We start from the raw sequence: 23,617 nt of genomic DNA on the forward strand, positions 1-23,617 counted from the left end.
ATCAGTCCCTTATCATTTTTAAATTTATTCACACCATGCATGGCTAAGATAATTTTTGATTTCTTTTGCATCTTTCTTTTCCCCAACAATCTCAAATGTCCCTGTAAACTTTATGTCTTCTGAAGATGCCCCTACCATGACCTCAACAGTGCCGGGTGAGATTACCCTGTTCATATCATAATCATAGTATGCAAACTGGTCTGGGAAGATTTCAAATACAACTTTCTTCTTTTCACCAGGTTTTAAGTGAACTCTCTTGTATGCCTTTAGCTCTTTTACAGGTCTTGTTACTAAAAACTCTTCTTTTCTTGTATACAGCTGAACTACCTCATCTCCTTCATAGTTTCCTGTATTTTCTATCTCAACCGAGATTTTTATGCTCTCATCCATTGTAATTTTTTCTTTTTCAATGGTAAGATTTTTGTATTCAAAAGTTGTATACGAAAGACCGTAACCAAATGGTAAAAATGGCTTTGAAGACATTTCAACATAGTCCCCATGCCAGCATGATTTTCCACCGGATGGTTTGTGACTATAGTATACCGGTACTTGCCCAACATCTCTTGGGAATGAAATTGCAAGTTTTCCACCCGGATTGTACTTTCCAAAGATAACATCTGCAATCGCCTCTGCACCTTCTTCGCCCGGGAACCAAGCTTCAAGAATAGCTTTGGACTTTTGCCAGAAATTTTCGAGCGCAACAGGTCGACCGTTTACAAGAATAACAACAATGTTTTGATTTACTTTTGAAATTTCTTCTATCAGCTCTTCCTGAACACCTGGAAGTTTTAAGCTTGCTCTATCTCTTGACTCACCAGATGTGCAGTCAAGTTTTAACCCTGCCTTGTCACCAACTACAACTATAACAACATCTGCGCCCTGGGCAGCTTTTTTAGCTTCTTCAAAGCTGGACTTATCTTGAGAGTTTACATCACAACCTTTTGCATAGACTACCTCTGTATGCTTACCTATTCTTTCTTTTATAACTTCATATACAGATTTAATATTTACAACCTTTTTGACAAATGCATCTTCATCGCCGAGGTCAACCTCTTCTTTCATAAAGAACATTTCTGTTGTTGATATGTGTGCTGGGTAAGAATAATCACCAAGAAGATTTCTAACTGAGTTGGCATTAGGTCCTATCACAGCAACTTTCTTGAGTTCTTTTTCTTTAAGTGGCAATATACCGTCGTTTTTCAAAAGAACCATAGACTCTTGGGCAACTTTTCTTGCAAGGCTTCTTTGCTCCTCATTGTCAAAAAGTTCTAAAATATTTTCTGTTTTTACAAATGGATTGTCAAAAAGTCCGAGCCTGAACTTCATCTCTAAAACTCTCTTCACAGCAGCATCAACAACTGCCATATCAAACTTGCCTTCTTTTAATGCCTCAATAAACTTCTCAGTAAAACACTCTATTCTTGGAAGTTCAATATCAAGTCCTGCCCAAAGAGAAATATACGCTGCCTCTTCATAAGTTTTAACCGACTTATGATAGTCTAAGATATTTTTAACACCACTGTAGTCAGACACAAATATTCCATCGAATCTCCATTCATTCCTTGCAATTTCGGTCAAAAGCTTTCTGTTTGCATGACAAGGAATTCCGTCAATTTCATGGTAAGCTGGCATAATTGATTTTAATCCTGCCACTTTAACAGCGACCTCAAATGGATAAAGATACACTTCTCTTAGCTCTCTTTCAGGAATATGAACAGGTGCCCAGTTCATCCCACCTTCTGACATTGCATAACCAACAAAATGTTTGCCTGTTGCAATAATCTTTTCTTCAAAGTTCTTGCCCTGAATTCCTTCAACATAACTTACTGCCATATTTGCAACAAGATATGGGTCTTCACCAAATGTCTCTTCAACCCTTCCCCATCGTGCATCCCTTGCAACATCAATAAGTGGTGCCAAAGCCTGATGCGCACCTACAGCTTTCATCTGCAGCCTTATAACCTTTGCCATCTCTTTTACAAGTTCATTGTCAAAAGTGCAGGCAACACCAATGCTCTGTGGAAATACTGTTGCTTTGCTTGCCATAAAACCAGAACAAGATTCTTCATGGATTATCGCAGGAATTTTGAGCCTTGTGTTTTCAATCAAAAACTTTTGGATTTGGTTTGCTGCCTCTAAAGCCTGTTGAGGTGTGAAATTGCTCGCACCTGCAACCCTTGTAATCTGGCCAATACCATGAGGAATGACTTTCTTTGCTTTTTCCTCAGAAAATTGGTTGTTTTCCAAAATATCTTTTACAAGCACACTTGTGAGCTGATACACCTTTTCTTCAACTGTCATCTGCTGCAAAAGCTGGTTTACCCTTTTTTCAATTGACACTTTTACTTGCACCTCCAAATATGATTTTCAAAAAAACTTTGTGCTGAGGTTAGAAAGCGGTTTCAAGCAATTTAAAACAATAAAAGCATGAATATTATTCTATTTGTATTAATTATAACATCATTTGATTTTCAACATCAATCGTGATTTTATGAAATTTCATATTAAATACTTTATTCAAATATTATCAGTAAAAGTTACAAAATTAAAGTTTAATAAAGGCTGCTTGCTTTTTTGCAAGCAGCCTATCAAATATTGCCTCTGAATCTTTTATTTAGAAAATACTCTTTAACATGAGTTACATATCAAAATCTAATCTTAAATTTTTTCAAAATACTATACTGTAAAATTCCTTAACACAAAGCTAATTATCCCCGCAATAAACGCCATTATAAGCGAAACCACAAGGGTTGTCTTTAATACCTTTGACTCCTCGCCAATTGCATCAATTGCAGCAGCTGCATTTTGAAGCTTTGAAGGTGAAATACCTGATGCAAGCCCACCACCGAAAGCAACAGCTGCAACCATCAAAAGTGGAGACAGCCCAAGCAAGTTTGAGGTTTCAATGGTATACTTTGCAAACATGGCAATGGTAGATGTTTCAGTACCTGTAATGAAACCGCCCAAGATGCCCAGATATGGAGCAATAAAAGCATATATGTTTTTGAATCCCTTTGCCGAATATTCTGCAAGCACATAAACAATGTTGTGCGCCCTTTTCAAAAGTTCATAGCCATTTTGTGTCTTTTGATAGCCTGAGTACATCATAACATATGCCATTAAGAAAAACACAGTTGAAGACCAGAAAGGTTTTGGAATTCTGGATTTTGTTTTTTCCCATACACTCTTTAGCTGTTTGCCATTCATCTTGAAGATGAAGATTGAAATAACTGTTGAGAGCAATATCCATGTGTACGACTGCCAGATAACTCTTGTGAAAATAGGCTTTATTTTTGGTCCTTTCATTACTTCAACCGGCATTGAAAGTTTGTCATACAAAAATTCTCTTATAGGAGTAATGAGATTTGTAATGAGAATAAAGACAACCAGCAGTATCCACGGAGATGTTGCTTTTATTATCCCCATTGTCTTTTCAACTTTTCTATCTTCCTCTGTAAAATGGCTTGAGTCATATACTCTTTTACCAAGAAGTTTGAGAATTACCATCATAACAAGCATTATTAGGATTCCTGCAAAGATGCCAGTGATAACTGGCGCTTTTACCAAAATTGCAAGTTCTGCTGCTGCATAAGATGTAAGCCCAACAATTATGGCAGGGATAAAACCTCTTTTGACAAACTTGCTATTGCCAATTATAAAAAGCATTGCAAGTGATATTGTAAATGAAACAACTCCAACAAACGGCAAAAAGTACCTTGCAGCTGTTATCAAATCCACATTTGCAATCTGTGAAAATACAACCAAAGGTGTACCAAGAAGAGCATATGTACACAGCGCATCAAACCCGACTGCAGACAGGGCAATTGCAGCAAAGGTTGAATAACCAAGCCCAATCAAAATTGGTGGAAGCACAGTCACAGGAACAGCTCCGGTTGCCGCCAGAAAGGTCCCAAATCCCACGTTCAAAATAAGTGCCTGAAACACTTTGTCATCCTTTGACAAACCTTTTACAAATACAATAATTCTTCTCATTGCACCTGCTGACTCCATGACATTGAGCTGCAGGATTGATGTGACAACAACTAAGGATACAGGAAGTGCTGCTAAAAAGCCCATAATAGATGATTTTAGAACAACATCAAATGAGGTTTTAAAATACACAACGGCAATCAAAGCTGTTACAACCCATCCGACAAGCCCTGCCACATCTGCAGTCTTCTTTGCAAAGATGAGAAGAAATAAGACAAGTAAAATTGGCAAGACACTTAAAAATAAATCCATACTACCATCAATCCCCCTTCTACCATCCTACAGATTTTATTCTCAAGACCAGCGCAAAATCCCATTTTGAGCTGGCCATCCTACCAGTTCTACACCCTCATACTTCAAACATCTTTTCAAGCATGAAAAGTCCCATCTTTGTTTTGAAGTATTTGTGCTTTATACTCTTTATTGTTTCGACGTCCATAGAGTCTTCATATATATTTACAAGAAAATCTGCTTCAACAAGGATTTGAAAGTCAATGTCATCTATCTTTGAATATGAATGATGGTTGCCGATAAGAAAAAGAATCCTCTCAAGTTTATGTTTTTCAACATCTATGTGCGACAAAATTTCTTTTGCAACCTCTGGTCCCTCAATCTCTTGCAGATGACCTGCTGTGGAGTTGTACTTTTGTTCACACATCTTAATCCCAATATCATGCAAAAGCGCTGCAGCTTCTAAAATATACTGTTTTTTGCCGTCCAAACCTTCCGCCTTTCCAATCAGTCTTGCAAATGAAAATACTTTGAGCGCATGGTTTATTCTTCTCACATCATTTTTGAAATATTTTATCATCTCAAGTGCAATTGAATCAATAGAAATCCACTGTACAACCCCCTGTTTGTAAAATTTCTGCCAAATTACAAAACGGCCAATGGCAAAATTTTCGCCACTGGCCAGATGTCATATTCTGGATTATTAATAAGCATACAGCTTTCCGTATGGGCGTTTGTTGTAAGGAATTAGCTTGTAAAATGGCTTTGACATTATATACTCTTTGCTATATCCAAAATGCTTTACAAACTCTGTAACATATTTGTCAATGAATTTGTAATCTTCTTCTTCCATATCAACAACTTTAACCTCTTTCCCAAGCTGATATGGCTGCAGCTGACCGCGAAGATACATAATACCACCGTGCATACCTGTTCCACAGTAAAGCCCTGTTATAGGCTCACCATCTTTTAATGTAAGACCTAAAACAATTATCCTTCCACCTGCCATGTACTCGCCAAGAAAATCTCCTGCTTTCCCACCAACTACCAATACAGGAATCTTGTCTTGATACTCCTTCATATGAATTCCTACTCTGTAACCAACGTCACCTTTTATGAAAATCTCGCCGCCGCGCATTCCATAGCCTATAATATCCCCTGCAGAACCATGAACTATTATTTTGCCCGCATTCATGGTGTTTCCAATACCATCCTGACCGTTTGCAAATACCTCAATTGTAAGCCCGTTCATGAACGCAGCTAAATCGTTTCCAGGGGTGCCATAGATGTTAAGTTTTCTATCCGGGAATGTCAATCCATCGCCAATGTAGCGCTGGCCGTTTACGTTTATCAAATCTATCTCTTTATACCCTTCATTCAAAGCATTTTCTATCATCTCATTCAATTCTTTGTAATGTATGCCTTTTGCATCTATGGTAAGCTTATGAAGATTCATTTTAAGCTTTTGCACCCCCTAAAATCTTCTCTTGCCTTATTTCCTTTGGCAAATCTAAATATCCAAAGTCCTCGTCAAGAAGCCTGTGTTTTATACTCTCAACGTTAAAGCCTTCTTTTATCATATTAGTTATCATACCTGCTCTGTCAATTGAGTTTATAAACATAAAGCCAACAACTCTACCATTTTTGAGATATATCTTTCTGTAAGTATTCTTTTCCTTATCATGTTTTACCAAAACTTCTATATCATCAGAGTTTGGCACAACAATCCCTGCTGTTATCATGTGAACATCAAAAAATCCTATTGAGTTCATTGGAAATCCTCTATCAAATGTCTTTTGGGCCCCTGCCATGTTATACCCTGCTGTCTCACCTTGATTATAAGCATTTGGCCAGATTGGAATTACCCTTTGCTGCTCAAACACAAAGTCGTATCCTTCTGCACAATCCCCTGCTGCATAAACATCTTGTATATTTGTTTCCATTTTGTTGTTTACAACAATTCCGCGGTTGATCTTAAGCTCTGTTCCCTTCAAAAAGTCAATATTTGGCACAACACCTATTGCAAACACAACTATATCACAATCTAAAACCTCACCATTTTTGAGCTTTACTTTTTCAACCTTGCCATCGCCTAATATCTCATCAACAGATGTTTCGAGTTTGAAAACTATACCATGCTTTTCAAGCTCGTCCTGGACTATCCTTGACGCTTCCAAATCCAGTATAGAACCCAAAATCCTGTTTGCAAGTTCAACAACAGTTACATCTAAATTCCTTTTGATGAGCGCTTCTGCGGCTTTGAGCCCGCTCAGTCCCGCACCAACTACTACTGCTTTTTTTGCACCATTTTTGATAGCCTCATCTATCGCCTTTACATCGTCAAACTTTATGAATGTAAACACATTTTTGAGTTCAAACCCTTTTGTTGGCGGGATGAAAGGCTTTCCACCTGTTGCAATAAGGAGCTTGTCGTATTTTACCTTTTCACCATCGTCAAGTATAACTTCTCTGCTTTTGAAATCAACTGCTACCGCTTTTTTGCCAAGTTTCGCCTCTACCTTGTTTTTCTCATAGTAGTCCTCATCTCTGATATACATTTTGCTTTCGTCAACTTTCCCGCCAAGGTAGTAAGAGATGAGTGGTCTTGAATATACCCTGTATTTTTCATCTGATATAACAACAATAGGGTTTTGCGTGTCAACCTTTCTTATCGCTTCAATACATCCGCACGCAGCAACAGAGTTGCCTATTATAACATACTTCATTGATAAGCTCTTCCCCCTTTTTTAGACCTCTTTGATTTCAAGGGCCTCGTTTGGACAGTTTTTAACGCACGCAGGCTCGCCCAGCTCTAAACACAAATCACATTTAGACGCTGCTTTTTTGTTCTCCCCACGCCTTACTGCCCCATGCGGGCATGCCATTATACACGACCAGCACCCAACACACTTTTCCTCATCACAGATTATCCTACCATCTTCAAGCCTCTTCATTGCACCTGTGATACATGCCTTTGTACATGGAGCGTCATCGCAGTGCCTGCACTGCAGGGCAAATGTGGTCCATGTTCCGCTTTTTTCTTCAATCAGAATTCTCGGTGTTGGTTTTGAATCCTTATGTTTTATATAAAGCTTTACAAGTTCATGAGCCTTTATATTTGGTTTTTTGTATTTAGAGTGAGCATACACACAGTAAACCTCGCACAGGTGGCACCCTACACACACATCTTCTTTCGGGAAAATCTTTTTTGCCAAAGCTTATACCCCCTCTCCTGCATGCTTGACACCTAAGATTTCCATCTCTTTCTCTGTAAGTCCAACTGCTCTGAGCATCAGCCTGTTTCCTCTCAAACTCTCCAGAGCATTTATTCCCATCAAGCCCAGCATCTCTTTTATCTCATGGCTCCAAGCCTTCAAAAGGTTTGCTGCTCTTCTTGCTCCAATCTCAGGATTGAGTCTTTTTACCAAAACAGGGTCCTGTGTTGCTATTCCCCAGTTGCATTTACCTGTGTGGCACTTCTGGCAAACATGGCATCCCAATGAAATTAGCGCTGCTGTTCCAATGTAGACCGCATCAGCACCAAGTGCTATAGCCTTCACAACATCTGCGCTGTTTCTAATTGAACCTGCAACAATTATGGACACCTGGTTTCTAATTCCTTCTTCTCTGAGCCTTGAATCAACAGCTGCTAAGGCAAGTTCTATTGGAATACCAACATTGTCTCTAATTCTGAGCGGTGCTGCGCCTGTGCCACCTCTCACACCATCGATTGTGATAAAGTCAGCACCTGCTCTTGCAATACCAGAGGCAATTGCCGCAACGTTGTGAACAGCTGCAATTTTAACACCAACAGGTTTTGTATAGTTTGTAGCCTCTTTTAAAGCAAAGATTAGCTGGCGCAAATCCTCAATTGAGTAAATATCATGGTGCGGAGCTGGTGAAATAGCATCAGAGCCAATTGGAATCATTCTTGTTCTTGATACCTCTTCACCAACCTTTTCACCAGGCAAATGCCCGCCAATTCCCGGCTTTGCACCCTGACCAATCTTTATCTCAATTGCCGCACCTGCGTTCAAATAGTCAACGTCAACACCAAATCTTCCTGATGCGCACTGAACAATTGCTCTTTCTTTGTATTTATAGAGTTTCTGATGAAGCCCACCTTCGCCTGTGTTCCAATATGTTCCTACTTCAACAGCTGCTGCTGCCAAAGACTCGCAAGCGTTTAGTGAAATAGAACCAAACGACATTGCAGAAAACATAATAGGTACCTCTAATTCAAGCTGGGGCGGAAGCTTTGTTTTTAGATTTCCGTTCTCGTCAAACTCAAGCTTGTCAGGTTTTCTGCCAATAAAGGTTTTCAGCTCCATTGGCTCTCTTAAGGGGTCAATTGACGGATTTGTAACCTGGCTTGCGTTTATTAAAAGCCTATCCCAGTAAATTGGTATTGGTTTATCATTTCCCATGCCAGTTAAAAGTATTCCGCCTGTCTCTGCCTGTTTGTATATTTCATTTATATAAGCTGGAGTCCAGTTAGCATTTTCTTTGAATGCATTTTCTGTCTTTTTTATAGTAAGCGCCTTTGTTGGACACATAACAACACATCTGTGGCATGCAACACACTTTGATGAGTCTGCCACTACTCTGTCTTCCTCTTCATCATATTCATGAACTTCGTTTGCACACTGTCTTACACACACTTTACAGCGAATGCACTTTGTTTCGTCCCTTACAACCTCAAACTCATTTTCATATAGCGAAATCATACTATCACCCCTTCGTCCAAAGTAACATATACAGGCTCTCCACCTTTGGGCATCCAAACCTTTTCCGGGTCTTTGCAGATTTCTCTTATTGCTGCCTCTTCTGATGCAACATATACAAAATCACCTTTTTGCGCAGCAACAAGCGGTCGCAGTTTTATTCTATCGTTAAGAGCTAATATCCCATTTGAAAATCCCAAGATTATCGAAAACGGACCATTTACTAAGCAAGATGCATACACTGCTCTTATTGCTCTGAGCTTTTCTCTTTCTTGTTCGTCCTGCCTGTCAATCACACTCCAAAACGGAGCTGCCAAGGCTTTTGCTGCAATCTCAACAGAAAGCTTGTGCTTTCTCAAAAGAAGGTCAAAAAGGTATGCCATAACCTCAGTGTCAGTCCTAAGTGTACACTTGTAACCGAACATCTCTAAGTATCTATAATTTGTGCCATATGATGAAATCTCGCCATTGTGGACAATTGACCAGTCAAGCAGGGTAAACGGGTGAGCTCCGCCCCACCAGCCTGGCGTGTTTGTTGGGAATCTTGAATGCGCTGTCCAGATATATGCCTTGTACTCGTCAATCCTGAAAAACTCGCCTATGTCCTCTGGATATCCAACACCTTTGAATGCACCCATGTTCTTGCCACTTGAAAATACATATGCACCGTCAATTCTACTGTTTATAAACATTACACTGTCAACAACAAAATCTTCTTCTGTTTTTTCTGTATCTCTCAATCTTTTCTCAAGTGGCTTTACAAAATATCTCCAGACAATTGGACTGTTTTGAATGCTTGAAACCTTTCTTGTTGGAATTACTTCGCTTTCCAATACCTCAAAGTTCTGGTTTAAAAAGTGCTCTGTATCCTCTTTTGCCTTTATATCATCAAAAAATAGGTGAAAAGCATACCAATCTTTTCTGTCAGGATAGATTCCATACGCTGCAAATCCACCACCAAGTCCATTTCCTCTTTCTTTCATGATAGCAATGGAATTGATGATGTCTGTACCAGAAATTCTAACACCCTTTTTATTAATAAACCCCGAAATAGCACAACCAGACGGAATTCTAACTTGCCCTTCCCTTAACAATTTCTATACCTCCTGTGTATATAAATTGAAAATTATTTACTATTGAGTTTTTTACTTCTAAAAAAATTACATCTTTTGCATATAAAAAACTTTTGCATACAAAAAACAATATTCATACATGTATACAATGGGTTAAGTTTAATTATAGCAGTAAATTATTAAACAATCAATAATAAATTGAGGATAATTTTTTGTAAGCTGCAAGTTTAAAACAAAAAACTTGCAATTGTGATGCGAAGCTTGTAAACCTTTATGCAGGAAGATAAATGATAAAAAATTTTGATTGCATATTTTAATTGTAATGGTTATAGATTAGAATTTAATTATAACACAGTTAACCGAAAAATGAATTTTTAGAGGTGAGAAAATGCCAAAACGAAATATAAAAGAGCAACCTACATTGTTTGGCGACCCGGGATTTTCTTCATGGGGAATTGTCTATTATAAAAAAGGCCAGAAAAATATTGTTGAAAAGCATATGCATGACTGTGATGAGTATTATTTTGTACTTGAAGGAAAAGTGAAAGTGATTTCAGAAGATAAGGAATACATACTCGAAAAAGGTGACATGCTCTGGACCAAGATGGGTGACTTTCACGAAATTGTAGAAGCTTTAGAGGACACAACAATGTTTTGGTTAGAAGGCCCCTTGATGGGTAAAAAGCGAAAAGGGCATCAGTATGAACCATGAATTATAAAGCATAACCTTAGACATAAATAAGATATTGAAAATGTTTTGATTCTACTGTAAAATAATAGACAGTATCAGATAAAAACAAAAAATAGGTTCTACTCTATGTTAAAAGGGAGTAGCACCAAAAGCCTTGTCCTCAACATTCGCGAGAAAGGTATTCAAAAAGTCCTTTCTCTGGGGATAAGGGCCCAAAATAGGGTGTGCGAGACTTTTAACATGTGATTTTGCCGTCACATGTTAAAAGTCTTTTTTATTTATCTTTAAAAAGATTTGCAAAACACATAATAGTTCTGTTAGCAATTTAGAAAAAATTCAAAAACTCTTTTGAAGAAGGAGGGATTTTGCATTGAATTTAAACTTTACTGAATTTTACTCAAAGGATATTGAGACCACTTTGGAGAATCTTAAAACCAGTTTAAACGGACTTTCCTATCAAGAGGCAGAAGAAAGACTTAAAGTATATGGAAAAAACGTAATTGAAGAGGGAAAAAAGAAATCCATATTTGCTCTTTTCATGGAACAATTCAAGAATGTAATGGTACTTGTACTTTTTGCTGCAGCTATAATCTCAATTCTTCTTGGCGAAGCAGCAGACGCCGCAATCATCTTGGCAGTTTTGCTCATCAACGCAGTCTTTGGAGTTGTCCAGGAACTAAAGGCTGAAAAAGCCATTGATGCTCTCAAAAAACTTAATATGCCATATGCAAAAGTTTACAGAGATGGCCACCTGATGCAAATTAAAACAGATGAAATAGTAGTTGGCGATATAATTGAGATTGAAGCGGGAGATATTGTTCCAGCAGACTTGAGGCTTATTGAAAGTTTCAATCTTAAAATTGATGAGTCAGCTTTAACTGGAGAATCTGTCCCTGTTGAAAAAAACGCAAACGACCTTCTTGCTGAGTCAACACCTCTTGCAGAAAGAACAAATATGGCTTTTATGGGAACAATTGTAACATATGGTCGAGCAAAAGGTGTGGTTGTTTCAACAGGTATGAAAACAGAAATAGGCAAAATTGCAAACTTTGTCAATTTGCAATCTGCAATTGATACTAAAACTCCTCTCCATGAAAAGTTAGAAGAAATCGGGAAATATCTTACAGTTGGAATTCTGGCAATTGCATTTATTGTTTTTGTGACAGGATTGCTTTATAAGCGAGATGTATTTGAAATGTTTTTGACAGCTGTGTCACTGGCTGTTGCTGCAATCCCTGAGGGACTTCCTGCTGTTGTCACAATTGTTCTGGCAATTGGTGTTCAAAGAATGGCAAAACGAAATGCTATAATAAGAAGACTGTCTTCAATTGAAACCTTAGGTAGAGTAGAAGTTATTTGTTCTGACAAAACGGGGACACTTACTCAAAACAAGATGAATGTGGTGAAAGTATATTGTAATGATAACTTGAGCGAAAATCTTGAACATGAAGATATTGTAGCTAAAACCCTTCTTAGAATAATGGCACTTTGTAATGATGTCAAACTTGATCTGGTTGACAAACAGCCTCAGTTTATAGGTGACCCTACCGAAATTGCCTTGGTAAAATTTGCTTATGAAAAGGGATTGAACAAGAACGCCATTGAAAAGGTTTTTAAAAGAGTGTACGAAATACCTTTTGATTCTGTCAGAAAAATGATGACAACTGTGCATGAGGTCAAAAATGATGAAAAGCTTTTGGTATTTTCCAAAGGTGCTGTAGATGTGATAATTAATAAGTGTAAGTTTATAATGGTAAATGATGAAATACTCCCCCTTGACCAAAATATGTACCAAAAAATTATCCAAGCAAACAAGGAGATGACATCAAATGCCCTACGGGTATTAGCCTTTGCTTACAAAGAAATTGATAAAAATGAATTAGAAAATAAAAATACCATTGAAGAAAATCTCATCTTTATAGGACTTGTTGGAATGATTGACCCGCCAAGAAAAGAAGCTTATGAAGCAGTTGAGATCTGCTACCAAGCAGGAATAATACCTGTTATGATAACAGGAGACCATAAAGATACAGCTTTAGCCATTGCAAAAGAATTAAAAATAATTGATACAAGCAAAGACGAACTTTCGCAAGTTTTGATAGGTACTGAAATTGAGAAATTAGATGACCAGCAGCTAAAAGAAAAAGTAAAAGAAGTGAGAGTATATGCAAGAGTCTCTCCTGAGCACAAATTAAGAATTGTTGACGCATGGAAAAGTCATGGCAAAATAGTTGCTATGACAGGTGATGGGGTTAATGACGCACCTGCCCTGAAGGCTGCCGACATTGGAATTGGTATGGGAATAACTGGTACTGATGTTACCAAAAATGTATCTGATGTTATTTTGGCAGATGATAACTTCGCCACAATTGTTGCAGCTGTTGAAGAAGGAAGAAAGATTTATGATAATATACGAAAAACCATACAATTTTTGCTTTCTTCAAATATTGGAGAGGTTGTAACACTTTTTTTGGCAACACTTTTAAACTGGGTAGTATTGTATCCAATTCATATTCTGTGGGTAAATCTTGTGACTGACACTTTCCCTGCTTTAGCACTTGGTATGGAAAAAGCAGAAAGTGATGTAATGAAGAGAAAACCAAAGAAAACTTCAGAAAATATATTTGCAGGTGGACTTGGCTTTTCAATTCTGTATCAAGGTTTTCTAAAAGGCTTGATAACATTATTGGTATTCTTTATTGGAAACAAATTATATGACCACAAAACTGCCATCACTATGACTTTCATGACGCTCAGCCTCATACAACTTACACATGCATACAATGTGCGTTCAAACATCAATTCGCTATTCAAAATGGGTGTGTTCTCAAATAAATATTTAAATCTTGCTTTTGTAGCTTCGTTTTTGCTTCAGGTTGTAGTTTTAATAGTTCCTCCATTAAGGGAGTTATTTAAATTGTCATACCTTAATTTTTCACAGTGGACAATTATAATTTTGGCATCAATTTCTATTATCCCTATTGTGGAAGTTGTAAAGTATTTCACACGACACTTTCACAAAGAGTAATTCTTAAAAGCATTGTCAAGTAGAGGTCAGAAAGTGACCTCTGCTTGACACTTTTTATTCCAAAGTAGTATTCTTATTAGAGTATTAACAAAAGAAAGGGATGACAAAATGGTAGCAGGATATGTCTTAAAACTGATTATTTCTCTATTTGTGATACTTTTGGGGTGTACCTTTTTTACAAATGCTGTTGAATGGTTCGGGAAAAAGCTAAACCTTGCCGAGGGAGCAGTTGGTAGCATTTTAGCTGCGGTTGGCACAGCTTTGCCAGAAACCATTATACCCATTATTGCCATTCTTTTTTCAAAGGGTGAAAGTTCTCACCAAGTTGGAATTGGCGCGATTGCAGGTGCACCTTTTATGCTGGGAACACTTGCTTTTTTCATAACAGGGCTGGCAGTTATAGTTTACACATTGCTCAAAAAAAGAACACTAAAAATGAATGTTGACCGTAGTGTATTTGAAAGAGACCTTACCTATTTTATGATTGTCTATGGAATTGCTGTTGCCACAACTTTCATACAAAACCATAAGTTAATTAGAACAATAATTGCTATCATTTTATTTGTTGCTTATCTTATCTATGTAAAAAAGACTCTCGCGGATGAGTCTGAAAATGAAGAAACTCAAGAGTTAGAAAAGCTGTATTTTACTAAGCTTTTAAAACTTCCAAACAACCTTCTTTGGATAAGCGCCCAGCTTATTCTGTCACTTGCTATAATAATCTTTGGTGCACACCTTTTTGTTGAATATGTCCAGAAAGTTGCCACTTTGATTGGAATCTCAGCACTTGTTCTGTCAATTATCATAACACCAATTGCAACAGAACTTCCTGAAAAGTTGAACTCTGTAATATGGATTGGCAAGAAAAAAGACACCCTTGCAATTGGAAACATAACAGGTGCTATGGTGTTCCAGTCATCTGTTCCTGTTGTTTTTGGTATAATCTTCACACCCTGGAACTTGAAAGGAATTACAATGGTATCTGCGATTTTGGCTTTTTCGTCTGCTGTTTTAAATCTTTTGTGGGTTAAAATTAGAAAGAATGTCAATCCATTTGCGCTTTTGTTTGGTGGAGTGCTGTATCTTATATTTATAGCTTATGTTTTCTGGATATAATTGTATAGATTTTTATTCCATGCTTGTGTTATAATTAAGAAAAACAAGCAAAACTTTTAGGAGAAAAACAATGAGTGATAGGGAAATACTGGAATTGATACTGGAAAAGGTCACTGTGGTTGACCAAAAGGTTGACAGGCTTGAAAAAAGGCTTGAAAATCTTGAAAAGAGAGTTGAAAACCTCGAAAAGAGAGTTGAAAGTCTTGAAAAGAAAGTTGAAAGTCTTGAAAAAAGAGTTGAGAGTCTCGAAAAAAGGGTTGAAAGCCTCGAAAAAAGAATGGATGCACTTGAGGCAAGAGTTGAAAGGTTAGAAATTCAAGTTTCCGAAAATACTCAAATTCTCAAAGCTTTAGAACATCTGGCACAGGTAAACAAGGCAGAGCATGATAACTTTACTCATCAACTTGCAAGAATTGAAGGACTTTTGACATCAGAGATAAATAAAAATAACCAAGAGCATCAAGTCATAATTTCTAAAGTTGAAGAGAATTCTGAGAAGATAACAAGGCTTGAAAAAGACATGGTTGTAATTGAATCTGTTTGCGGAAAGAATATGCAAGATATAGCCTTTTTGAAAGGTATAAAGAATTAAAGAGCATTTACATACAAAAAGCTGCCAATCCCTATGGCAGCTTTTTGTATTTTTATCTTTGCAATATTTTCAGTTCTGTCTATTTTTTTATTTAACAAATTGTTAACACATTGTGATATAGTTTATACTATAATTAAAGTTGAGTACCTACATACTTTATTGATTTTAGAGGAGGGATAATTTTTGATAAAGGTCGAACACTTAACAAAGAAGTATGGCCAGCACTATGCAATTCATGACATTTCATTTGAAGTGCAAAAAGGGGAAATTGTTGGTTTTCTGGGTCCAAACGGTGCTGGAAAATCTACCACAATGAATATAATCACAGGATACCTATCACCTACAGAAGGTACTGCATATGTCGAGGGATTCGACATCTTAGAAGAGCCCGAAGAAGTGAAAAAAAGAATAGGATACCTTCCTGAAAACCCCCCACTTTATATGGACATGACAGTGCAAGAATATCTTGACTTTGTGAGTGACATTAAAAAGGTGGACAAAAAAGAAAAGAAAAGAAGTATGGATAAGATAATGGAAACTGTTGGAATTGCCCACGTGAGAAACAGGCTCATAAAAAATCTTTCAAAAGGTTACAAGCAAAGAGTTGGACTTGCCCAGGCTTTAATTGGCAACCCTCCTGTTCTGATTTTGGACGAGCCAACAATCGGGCTTGACCCAAAGCAGATAATTGAAATAAGGTCTGTTATAAAGAATCTTCGAAGTGAACATACAATAATCTTGAGCTCACATATCCTGCCAGAGGTAAGCGCAGTGTGTGAAAGAGTTTTGATAATTAACAAAGGAAAGATAGTTGCAAGCGACACACCTGAGAATCTATCTAAAAGACTTACTCACGGAAGCAAACTACAATTGAGAGTATTAGGTCAAAGACAAAAGGTTTATGGAATACTTGAAAAGGTGCCAGGAGTAAAATACATAGAATTCATTGGTCCAAAAGAACCAAACACTGTTGAGGTTATTGTTGAATCAGAAAATGATATAGATATAAGGGCAGATATCTTTTATGCTCTGAGCGAGGCAAAACTTCCTATTTTGATGATGAGGGCTGTTGACCTAACGCTTGAAGAGATATTCCTGCAGCTCACAACTGAGGAAAAGGAGGCTGAGGCTGTATGAGCGCAGTTTTGAAAAAAGAGCTAAAGATATACTTTTCAACACCAACAGGTTATATATTTATGGGATTTTTCCTTTTGATTTCGGGATTTTTCTTTGCAGTGTCAAACCTATTTTCAGCAAGCCCAAACTATACCTCAGTCCTCGGTAATATAACATTCATATTCTTAGTAGTTGTACCAGTTTTGACAATGAGACTTTTGAGTGAAGAGGCAAGAACAAAAACAGACCAGCTGCTTTTAACATCTCCGCTAAAACTTACTGAGATTGTTCTTGGGAAATATTTGGCAGCAGTGGGCGTGTTTGTTTTGACTATTGCCATTACAATTCTTTATCCAGTAATACTTTCATTTTATGGTGATGTTCCGTTTGGTGAAACAGTTGGAGCATACATAGGATTTTTTCTGCTTGGCTGTGCATTTATTTCGGTTGGACTTTTTATATCATCCCTTACTGAAAATCAGTTTGTTGCTGCTGTGGTGACTTTTGCTGCACTGCTTTTGACGTGGGTAATAGACTGGCTTGAATCAGCTCTTCCAACCGACAGAACAGCAGGCTTTGTATTTGTCCTGATATTGGTCGGGCTTGTTGCCGGCTGGTTATATATGACACTGAGGAATATAATAATAAGTGCAATTTCGGGAATAATTGGTGCCGGTGCATTTATTGCTGTATATATATTAAAACCAGATTTTTACGATAACGCTATAGTCAGATTCTTTAAGTGGTTTTCACTCTTGAGTAGATACCAAAAATTTACCAATGGTCTTCTGGATTTATCTTCTATTGTTTATTATCTATCATTCATATTTGTGTTTATCTTCTTAACAATAAGAATTCTTGAAAAAAGAAGATGGAGCTAAATAAAAGGGGGAAGAAATGGTGAAGTTTGATATAAAAAATATCCTTGGTTCATTTAAATCGAGGAAGTTCAAGTTTGGCGGATATGCAGCAATGCTGACAGCTTCAGTTATTGCTATTGTCATTGTCCTCAACCTTTTGGTAGGTCAGATACCTGCAAAATTTGACCTTACGCACAATAGATTATATTCACTTTCAAAACCAACTGTTGAACTTTTGAAAAATCTCAAAAAAGATGTAACAATTTATGCTCTGTTCCCATCAGGTAATGAAAACCCCGTGATTTCAGAATTCATACAAAAATATGCTGACAAGTCCTCTCATGTAAAAATAAAATACATAGACCCATACAAAAACCCAGGGTTTGTAAAAAAGTACGACACAAGCGGTTCAGGGATTGATGAAGGGTCTTTAATAGTTGAAAGTGGAAACAAATTTAGAGTTATAAATAGATACGATATGGTAGATTACTCTTATGACGAACAAACAGGAAATACAAATGTAACAGGCTTGACAATAGAACAAAAACTTACCCCTGCTATACTTTATGTTACATCTGAAAAAACACCTATAATTTATGAGCTGAAAGGTCATGGTGAAGATACCTTTATAGGTCTTGGAATTTCAAGTGAGGTAGAAGCTGCAAACTTTGAAATAAAAGATTTGAATTTGCTTACAGAAAAAAGTGTGCCACAGGATGCATCAGCTGTTGTTGTAATATCGCCAAAGACAGATATTTCTGATATTGAACTTAAAAAACTAAAAGACTATATAAACGGTGGCGGAAGAGTCTTGTTTTTGATGGACCTGTTAAAGGATGAGCTTAAAAACTTCAATAGCATATTTGAAAGCTTGGGTGTTCGACTTGAACATGGTATTGTAATGGAAGGTGATAATACAAAGAATGCAGGAAATCCTGTTTGGATTTTGCCAAATTTAGAGTCTCATGATATCACAAATCCAATAGACCTAAACAATATGTACATGCTTTTGCCAAGTGCTCAACCTATTGTTGAAACAAAATTCAAAAAGAGAACAATAACAATTGAAAAACTTCTAACAACAACTTCTAATTCATGGCTAAGAAAAGATTTAAATTCTACATCACTTTCAAAAGAAAAAGGTGATATATCAGGACCATTTACACTTGCTGTTGCAATAACAGACAAAGCAGACAGCTTAAATGCAAAGTTAAGACCGCGCGACACAAAAGTAGTTATAGTAGGAAGTGCAATTTTTGCGAATTCACGGTTTTCCAAAAACGTCCCAGGAAACCTCAACTTTGTTGTAAATGCATTGAACTGGTTGCAAGATAAGAAAAACACACTGCAAATCCAGCCAAAAGACTTGACAACATTCAGACTTAATCTTAGCACAAGCCAGGCTATGATCTGGGCAGCAATAACTGTTGTGGGGATACCTGTTTTGATACTTATTCTTGGCTTGACTATTTGGCTTAGGAGGAGACATCTATGAGAAAAAAGAAAAACAGACTTTTTACAATTGTCTCTGTACTTTTGGTTTTAGTTTTAGTAATCGGTGTATACTTTTATGTCAGTTATGTGAATAAAAAGAAACAAGAGGCTGAAGAGAAAAAGTCATCTCAAACTATTACAGTGACTAATTTTGATAGGAATAAACTGATCAAAATAGATATAAAACATGACGATGTTCATCTTGTGCTTGAAAAAGTAAAAGACAAATGGATAGTAAATGGAATTAACAACCCCTTATATTTTGACCAGGATAAAATAGACGATATAGCATTTTCGTGTGCGCAGATGAGCGCCGAAAAGATTGCAGATTCAAACCCGAAAGACCTTAAAAAATATGGGCTTGACAACCCAAAATCGGTTGTTGAGGCAACATTTAGTGATGGCAAAAAAGTAACCTTCTACCTTGGTTCTGAGACACCTATAACCTCTACTTACTATCTGATGAAAAAAGGTGACCCAAAAGTTTACGTTGTATGGACAAACCATGCCGAAAATTTCACTATAAAGCCTCAAAAACTATTGAGCGTAAAGATACCCGAAATAGATACTCAAAATATAACATATGTTAAACTTGTTAGAAAAGGTCAACCTACTATTGAGATTAAAAAGGTTGATGAGAAAAATAAAGAAGACAATGAATGGAAGTATTATGTAAGGCTTTGGAACTTAGTTCAGCCCTACAGCCAGCCGGTTGGCGTTGCAAGTGATAAGTTTTCAGAGTTTATTGAAAATGTACCAAACTTTAGTCCAGAAGATATTGTTGGTGAAGATGTATACAATCCAAAATATGGTCTTGAGTCACCAAAAATTGAACTAATTGTGAAAGACAACAAAAACACTTTGCATCTTTTTGTTGGCAACAGTGCAAGTGACTCAACTGTCTATTGTAAAATGGCAAACTCTAAGGTTGTTTTTACAATGTCAACATATAAGACAGATTTTATGAACACCGTAAAGCCATTTGACCTTATAGAAAAATTTGCTTACATTGTGAATATAGATTACGTTGACAAAATAGAAATTTTTACGCCAAATAAAAAGCATACGCTGATTCTTGACAAAAAACTCATCAAAAAAGCTACAAGCGAAGAAGAATCTGATGAGTACAAATACAACTTCCAGGCTGACGGAAGAAAAATTGATGAAGACACATTCAAAAAATTCTATCAGGAAATCATTGGTCTTCTAATTGACGGTGAAAACGACAAAAAACCGGCAGGTACACCAGAGGTCACCATGAAGTTCTATCTTGTCAACAAAAAGGTTGACGTGATGCAGTACATTCCTTATAACGACGATTTTTACATGGTTGTGCGAAATGGTAAGTCTGACTTTGTGATTGCAAAAGAACAGGTTCAAAAAGTTCTAAAGGATTTAGAAGACTTAGTTGCTGGCAAATACAAGCCACCAGAAAGCTAATTTAAGCATTCTCAGGGAAGCTGTGAAGATTTTTAAACAGCTTCCCTTTTAGTTTATATGGCAATTTAAAATATTGATATTTTCTTTATTTTTTTGATATTGTAAAGTAATTGTAATATAAAGTAAAATAAATAGTGTAAAAACAAAGCCTTGTTACAATTTCTAAAAGAGGTGATACTCTGTGCTTGACAAATCTTTTTATCAAAATCCAAAGATTCAGCATGTGAACATGGCACAGCCAAGGTCATCATTTGTTCCTTATGCCAGTGTAGAAAATGCTTTGCTTGGTGATTGGGAACTTTCAGAATACTTGAGATTACTTAATGGAAACTGGTATTTTAAGTTATTTGATATGCCCTGTAAAGTTGACCAAGAGATTATAAAATCAGATGCTAAATTTACAGGATTTGATAAAATTATTGTTCCAAGTAATTTTCAGCTTTTTGGTTACGACAAACCAATATACACTAATACACGGTATCCCATCCCAGTTGACCCACCATATGTACCTGATATTAATCCTACTGGGGTGTATAAGAAAGAGATTTTTATTTCAAAAGAGGATAAAGAAAAGAGAATATTTTTAGTCTTTGAGGGTGTGGATTGTGCTTTTTATTTATATGTAAATCAGGAGTTTGCTGGATTTTCAAAAGTAAGCCACATGATGCATGAGTTTGACATCACAGACCTATTGACTGAAGGTAAAAATATTATAACAGTTGCAGTTTTAAAATATGCAGACAGTACATATTTAGAAGACCAAGACAAGTGGCGAATGAGTGGAATATTTAGAGATGTATATTTACTTGTGCGCCCCAAGATATATCTCAAAGACATTTATCTCAAGCCTGACCTTAACGATAACCTAACTAAAGGCAGTTTGGTAGCAGAAATCGAAATCTCAAATTCAAATGAAGAAAAATCAGAATTTTATGTAGATGTACAAATATACGCAGACAAAGAACTACTAAAATCTGCCTCAAAACTTGCAAGCATTTTACCAAAAACCACTGAACAGTTCAGATTTGAGTTCCAAATTGAAAAACCATTGCTTTGGAGTGCTGAAACGCCAAATCTCTACAAATTTATTGTGATTATAAAGGATACATCAGGTAAGATTTTGGAGGTCATCCCTCAAAACTTTGGGTTTAGGAAAATTGAAATTAAAGATGGCGTATTTTACCTAAATAATGTACCCATTAAATTAAAAGGTGTCAACAGACACGACATGCACCCAAGAGTTGGATTTGCAGTGACAAGAAAGATGATGCAAGAGGACATAACTTTGATGAAACAGCACAATATAAACTGTGTAAGAACTTCACACTATCCAAATCATCCTTATTTTTTGGAGCTGTGTGACAAATTTGGGATTTACGTAATTGATGAAGCTGATTTAGAAACACATGGATTTGGAGCAGTTGGTGACTGGGGACTTTTAGCAAAAGACCCTGTGTGGGAAGATGCGTTTCTCGAAAGGGCAAAGATGATGGTAATGAGGGACAAAAACCACCCATCAATCATTATGTGGTCGCTTGGAAATGAATCTGGCTATGGTCCAAACCACGATAAAATGGCTCAGTGGATAAGGTCATACGATAATAGCCGTCCTATTCATTACGAAAGTGCCCGTGATGCAGAGGTTGTGGATATTGTAAGTGTAATGTACCCTCCTGTAGAAAAACTTGAAGAAGAGGGCAAAAAACAAGAAAAAAGGCCATTTTTTATGTGTGAGTATGCACATGCAATGGGAAATGGTCCTGGAAACCTCAAAGAGTATTGGGATGTGATATATAAATACCCAAGGCTTTTAGGTGGATGTGTGTGGGAGTGGGCAGACCACGGAATTTTGACAAAGACACCTGATGGGAAAGAGTACTATGCCTACGGCGGGGATTTTGGAGATGAGCCAAATGATGGTAACTTCTGTATAGATGGACTTCTTTTCCCCGACAGAACTCCGTCGCCCGGGATGATTGAGCTGAAAAAAGTTTATGAGCCAGTTATGATTGAACTTTTAGATAAAAAAAGCGGAATTTTCAAGGTAACAAACAGGTATGATTTTATATCTTTGAATCACATTGAAGTTGAATGGGAACTTTTGTTAGGCGGCAGGGTTGTGAAAGAGGGCTTTGTTGATGTGAGCGATGTACTGCCTCACTCTTCAAAAGAGGTCAAGATTGATGAAGTCAAAGAAGTTTTAGAAAGTTGCAAGGAAGAGCTTTTTATTACCTTCACGGCAAAGCTCAAAAACTCAATGCCTTGGGCAAAAAGAGGTTTTGTTATAACAAAATCTCAGATTGCAATTAAAGAAGAAACATCTCAAGATGCTGTGCAAAAAATTGAGAAGATAAATGCCATTTTATCAAAGCAAGACAGGTTTGAGGTTTGCAAGTTACATGACAAATTGGTAGTTTTCGCAGGTAACACAGAAGTAGAGTTTTGCCGATGGACAGGTGATTTGGTAAGCTTGAAACATAGTGACCTTGAGCTTATAAAATCCTCACCAAGATTTAATATTTGGAGGGCTCCAACAGATAATGATGTGCATATCAAAAACGAATGGATAAAAGCTGGATTTGACAAGCTTCAAAGAAGAATTGTAAATGTCAGCTTTGAAGAACACAGCCAGTACTTCAAAGTACAAACAACTTCGGTATATGGCGCATATTCAGTAAAACCTGGATTTGAAGTAACCACAAGCTACAAGGTTTTCAAATCGGGAATTGTAGAGACAAATGTGTATGCGCAAGCTCTCAGACAGCTTCCGCCACTTCCAAAGATAGGACTGCAATTTATGATGCCAAAAGAGTTTGAGTATGTCAAATATTATGGACGTGGACCTCATGAAAACTATCCTGATATAAAACAGAGCGCAACTGTAGAAATATATGACATGGCTATAAAAGACATGTACGTTCCATATATAATGCCCCAGGAATATGGAAACAGGTGCGACGTTAGATGGGCTTTTGTATACAACATCTATGGAATAGGACTTTGTATTAGAGGCATCCCTACATTTAACTTCAGTGCAAGAGAATACACTGATGATGTGCTCACAAAAGCAAAACACTCATATGAGCTGACAAAAGCAGATGGAATTGTTGTGAATGTTGACTTTAAGATTGGTGGTATCGGAAGCCAGAGCTGCGGTCCCGGCCCACTTGAGAAGTACTTAGTCAAGGATGACAAATTTGAATTTTGCTTTTATATGATACCTGTTGATAGCAATAGTTTAGACGTTGAAAAGCTATGGTAA

Annotated in this window: 17 protein-coding genes; 9 read left to right on the top strand and 8 right to left on the bottom strand. The window is 36.9% G+C overall.

All coding sequences use genetic code 11. The annotated features are described in order from the left end of the window. Nucleotides 1-24 precede the first annotated feature (24 nt). The 8 genes from ATHE_RS11855 to ATHE_RS11890 all read right to left on the bottom strand — a co-directional run bounded on the left by ATHE_RS11855 (nt 25) and on the right by ATHE_RS11890 (nt 10,039). A complete protein-coding gene (locus ATHE_RS11855) occupies nt 25-2,340 on the bottom strand; it encodes a glycoside hydrolase family 3 N-terminal domain-containing protein (RefSeq protein WP_015908678.1) in 2,316 nt (771 codons plus the stop codon). 336 nt (nt 2,341-2,676) lie between these two features. Next, complete coding sequence (locus tag ATHE_RS11860; RefSeq protein WP_015908679.1) at nt 2,677-4,242, bottom strand: L-lactate permease; 1,566 nt, start codon at nt 4,240-4,242, stop codon at nt 2,677-2,679. 97 nt (nt 4,243-4,339) lie between these two features. Further along, complete coding sequence (locus tag ATHE_RS11865) at nt 4,340-4,801, bottom strand: HD domain-containing protein (protein ID WP_015908680.1); 462 nt, start codon at nt 4,799-4,801, stop codon at nt 4,340-4,342. Between the two features lie 123 nt (nt 4,802-4,924). Then, complete coding sequence (locus ATHE_RS11870) at nt 4,925-5,677, bottom strand: GltB/FmdC/FwdC-like GXGXG domain-containing protein (protein ID WP_015908681.1); 753 nt, start codon at nt 5,675-5,677, stop codon at nt 4,925-4,927. 1 nt (nt 5,678) lies between these two features. Then, a complete protein-coding gene (locus ATHE_RS11875; protein ID WP_015908682.1) occupies nt 5,679-6,947 on the bottom strand; it encodes an NAD(P)/FAD-dependent oxidoreductase in 1,269 nt (422 codons plus the stop codon). A 21-nt stretch (nt 6,948-6,968) separates the two neighbouring features. Continuing rightward, on the bottom strand, nt 6,969-7,436 hold the full coding sequence (locus ATHE_RS11880; RefSeq protein WP_015908683.1) for a 4Fe-4S dicluster domain-containing protein: 468 nt from the start codon (nt 7,434-7,436) through the stop codon (nt 6,969-6,971). Nucleotides 7,437-7,439: 3 nt separating this feature from the next. Continuing rightward, nucleotides 7,440-8,948, bottom strand: a complete 1,509-nt coding sequence (locus ATHE_RS11885; protein WP_013402129.1) for a glutamate synthase-related protein — start codon at nt 8,946-8,948, stop codon at nt 7,440-7,442. Next, nucleotides 8,945-10,039, bottom strand: a complete 1,095-nt coding sequence (locus ATHE_RS11890) for a class II glutamine amidotransferase (protein WP_015908684.1) — start codon at nt 10,037-10,039, stop codon at nt 8,945-8,947. Before ATHE_RS11890 ends, ATHE_RS11885 begins: the two co-directional genes overlap by 4 nt. Nucleotides 10,040-10,406: 367 nt before the next feature. Between ATHE_RS11890 and ATHE_RS11895 the strand changes: the two genes are divergently transcribed. From ATHE_RS11895 to ATHE_RS11935, 9 genes are all read left to right on the top strand, one after another. Then, the gene (locus ATHE_RS11895; RefSeq protein ID WP_015908685.1) at nt 10,407-10,730 is read left to right on the top strand and encodes a cupin domain-containing protein; all 324 of its coding nucleotides are present in this window, start codon (nt 10,407-10,409) and stop codon (nt 10,728-10,730) included. A 349-nt stretch (nt 10,731-11,079) separates the two neighbouring features. Beyond that, nucleotides 11,080-13,737 carry a calcium-translocating P-type ATPase, SERCA-type gene (locus ATHE_RS11900; RefSeq protein WP_015908686.1) on the top strand — a complete coding sequence of 886 codons (2,658 nt, stop codon included), beginning with the start codon at nt 11,080-11,082 and terminating at the stop codon, nt 13,735-13,737. Between the two features lie 108 nt (nt 13,738-13,845). Then, entirely contained in the window at nt 13,846-14,853 is a 1,008-nt protein-coding gene (locus tag ATHE_RS11905) for a sodium:calcium antiporter (RefSeq protein WP_015908687.1), read from the top strand. Nucleotides 14,854-14,923: 70 nt separating this feature from the next. Next, nucleotides 14,924-15,445 (top strand): coiled-coil domain-containing protein, encoded by a 522-nt coding sequence (locus tag ATHE_RS11910; RefSeq protein WP_015908688.1) that lies wholly within the window; start codon nt 14,924-14,926, stop codon nt 15,443-15,445. A gap of 183 nt (nt 15,446-15,628) precedes the next feature. Further along, nucleotides 15,629-16,582: an ABC transporter ATP-binding protein gene (locus ATHE_RS11915; protein ID WP_015908689.1), complete on the top strand. Its 954-nt coding sequence runs from the start codon at nt 15,629-15,631 to the stop codon at nt 16,580-16,582. Then, nucleotides 16,579-17,442: an ABC transporter permease gene (locus tag ATHE_RS11920; RefSeq protein WP_015908690.1), complete on the top strand. Its 864-nt coding sequence runs from the start codon at nt 16,579-16,581 to the stop codon at nt 17,440-17,442. The genes ATHE_RS11915 and ATHE_RS11920 overlap by 4 nt, the downstream gene beginning before the upstream one ends. A 16-nt stretch (nt 17,443-17,458) precedes the next feature. Next, nucleotides 17,459-18,916 (top strand): GldG family protein, encoded by a 1,458-nt coding sequence (locus ATHE_RS11925; RefSeq protein ID WP_015908691.1) that lies wholly within the window; start codon nt 17,459-17,461, stop codon nt 18,914-18,916. Beyond that, complete coding sequence (locus ATHE_RS11930) at nt 18,913-20,355, top strand: DUF4340 domain-containing protein (RefSeq protein ID WP_015908692.1); 1,443 nt, start codon at nt 18,913-18,915, stop codon at nt 20,353-20,355. The genes ATHE_RS11925 and ATHE_RS11930 overlap by 4 nt, the downstream gene beginning before the upstream one ends. 181 nt (nt 20,356-20,536) lie before the next feature. Beyond that, nucleotides 20,537-23,617 (top strand): glycoside hydrolase family 2 TIM barrel-domain containing protein, encoded by a 3,081-nt coding sequence (locus tag ATHE_RS11935; protein ID WP_015908693.1) that lies wholly within the window; start codon nt 20,537-20,539, stop codon nt 23,615-23,617.

Origin of the sequence: Caldicellulosiruptor bescii DSM 6725, assembly GCF_000022325.1 — a bacterium.
GTDB lineage: Bacteria > Bacillota > Thermoanaerobacteria > Caldicellulosiruptorales > Caldicellulosiruptoraceae > Caldicellulosiruptor > Caldicellulosiruptor bescii.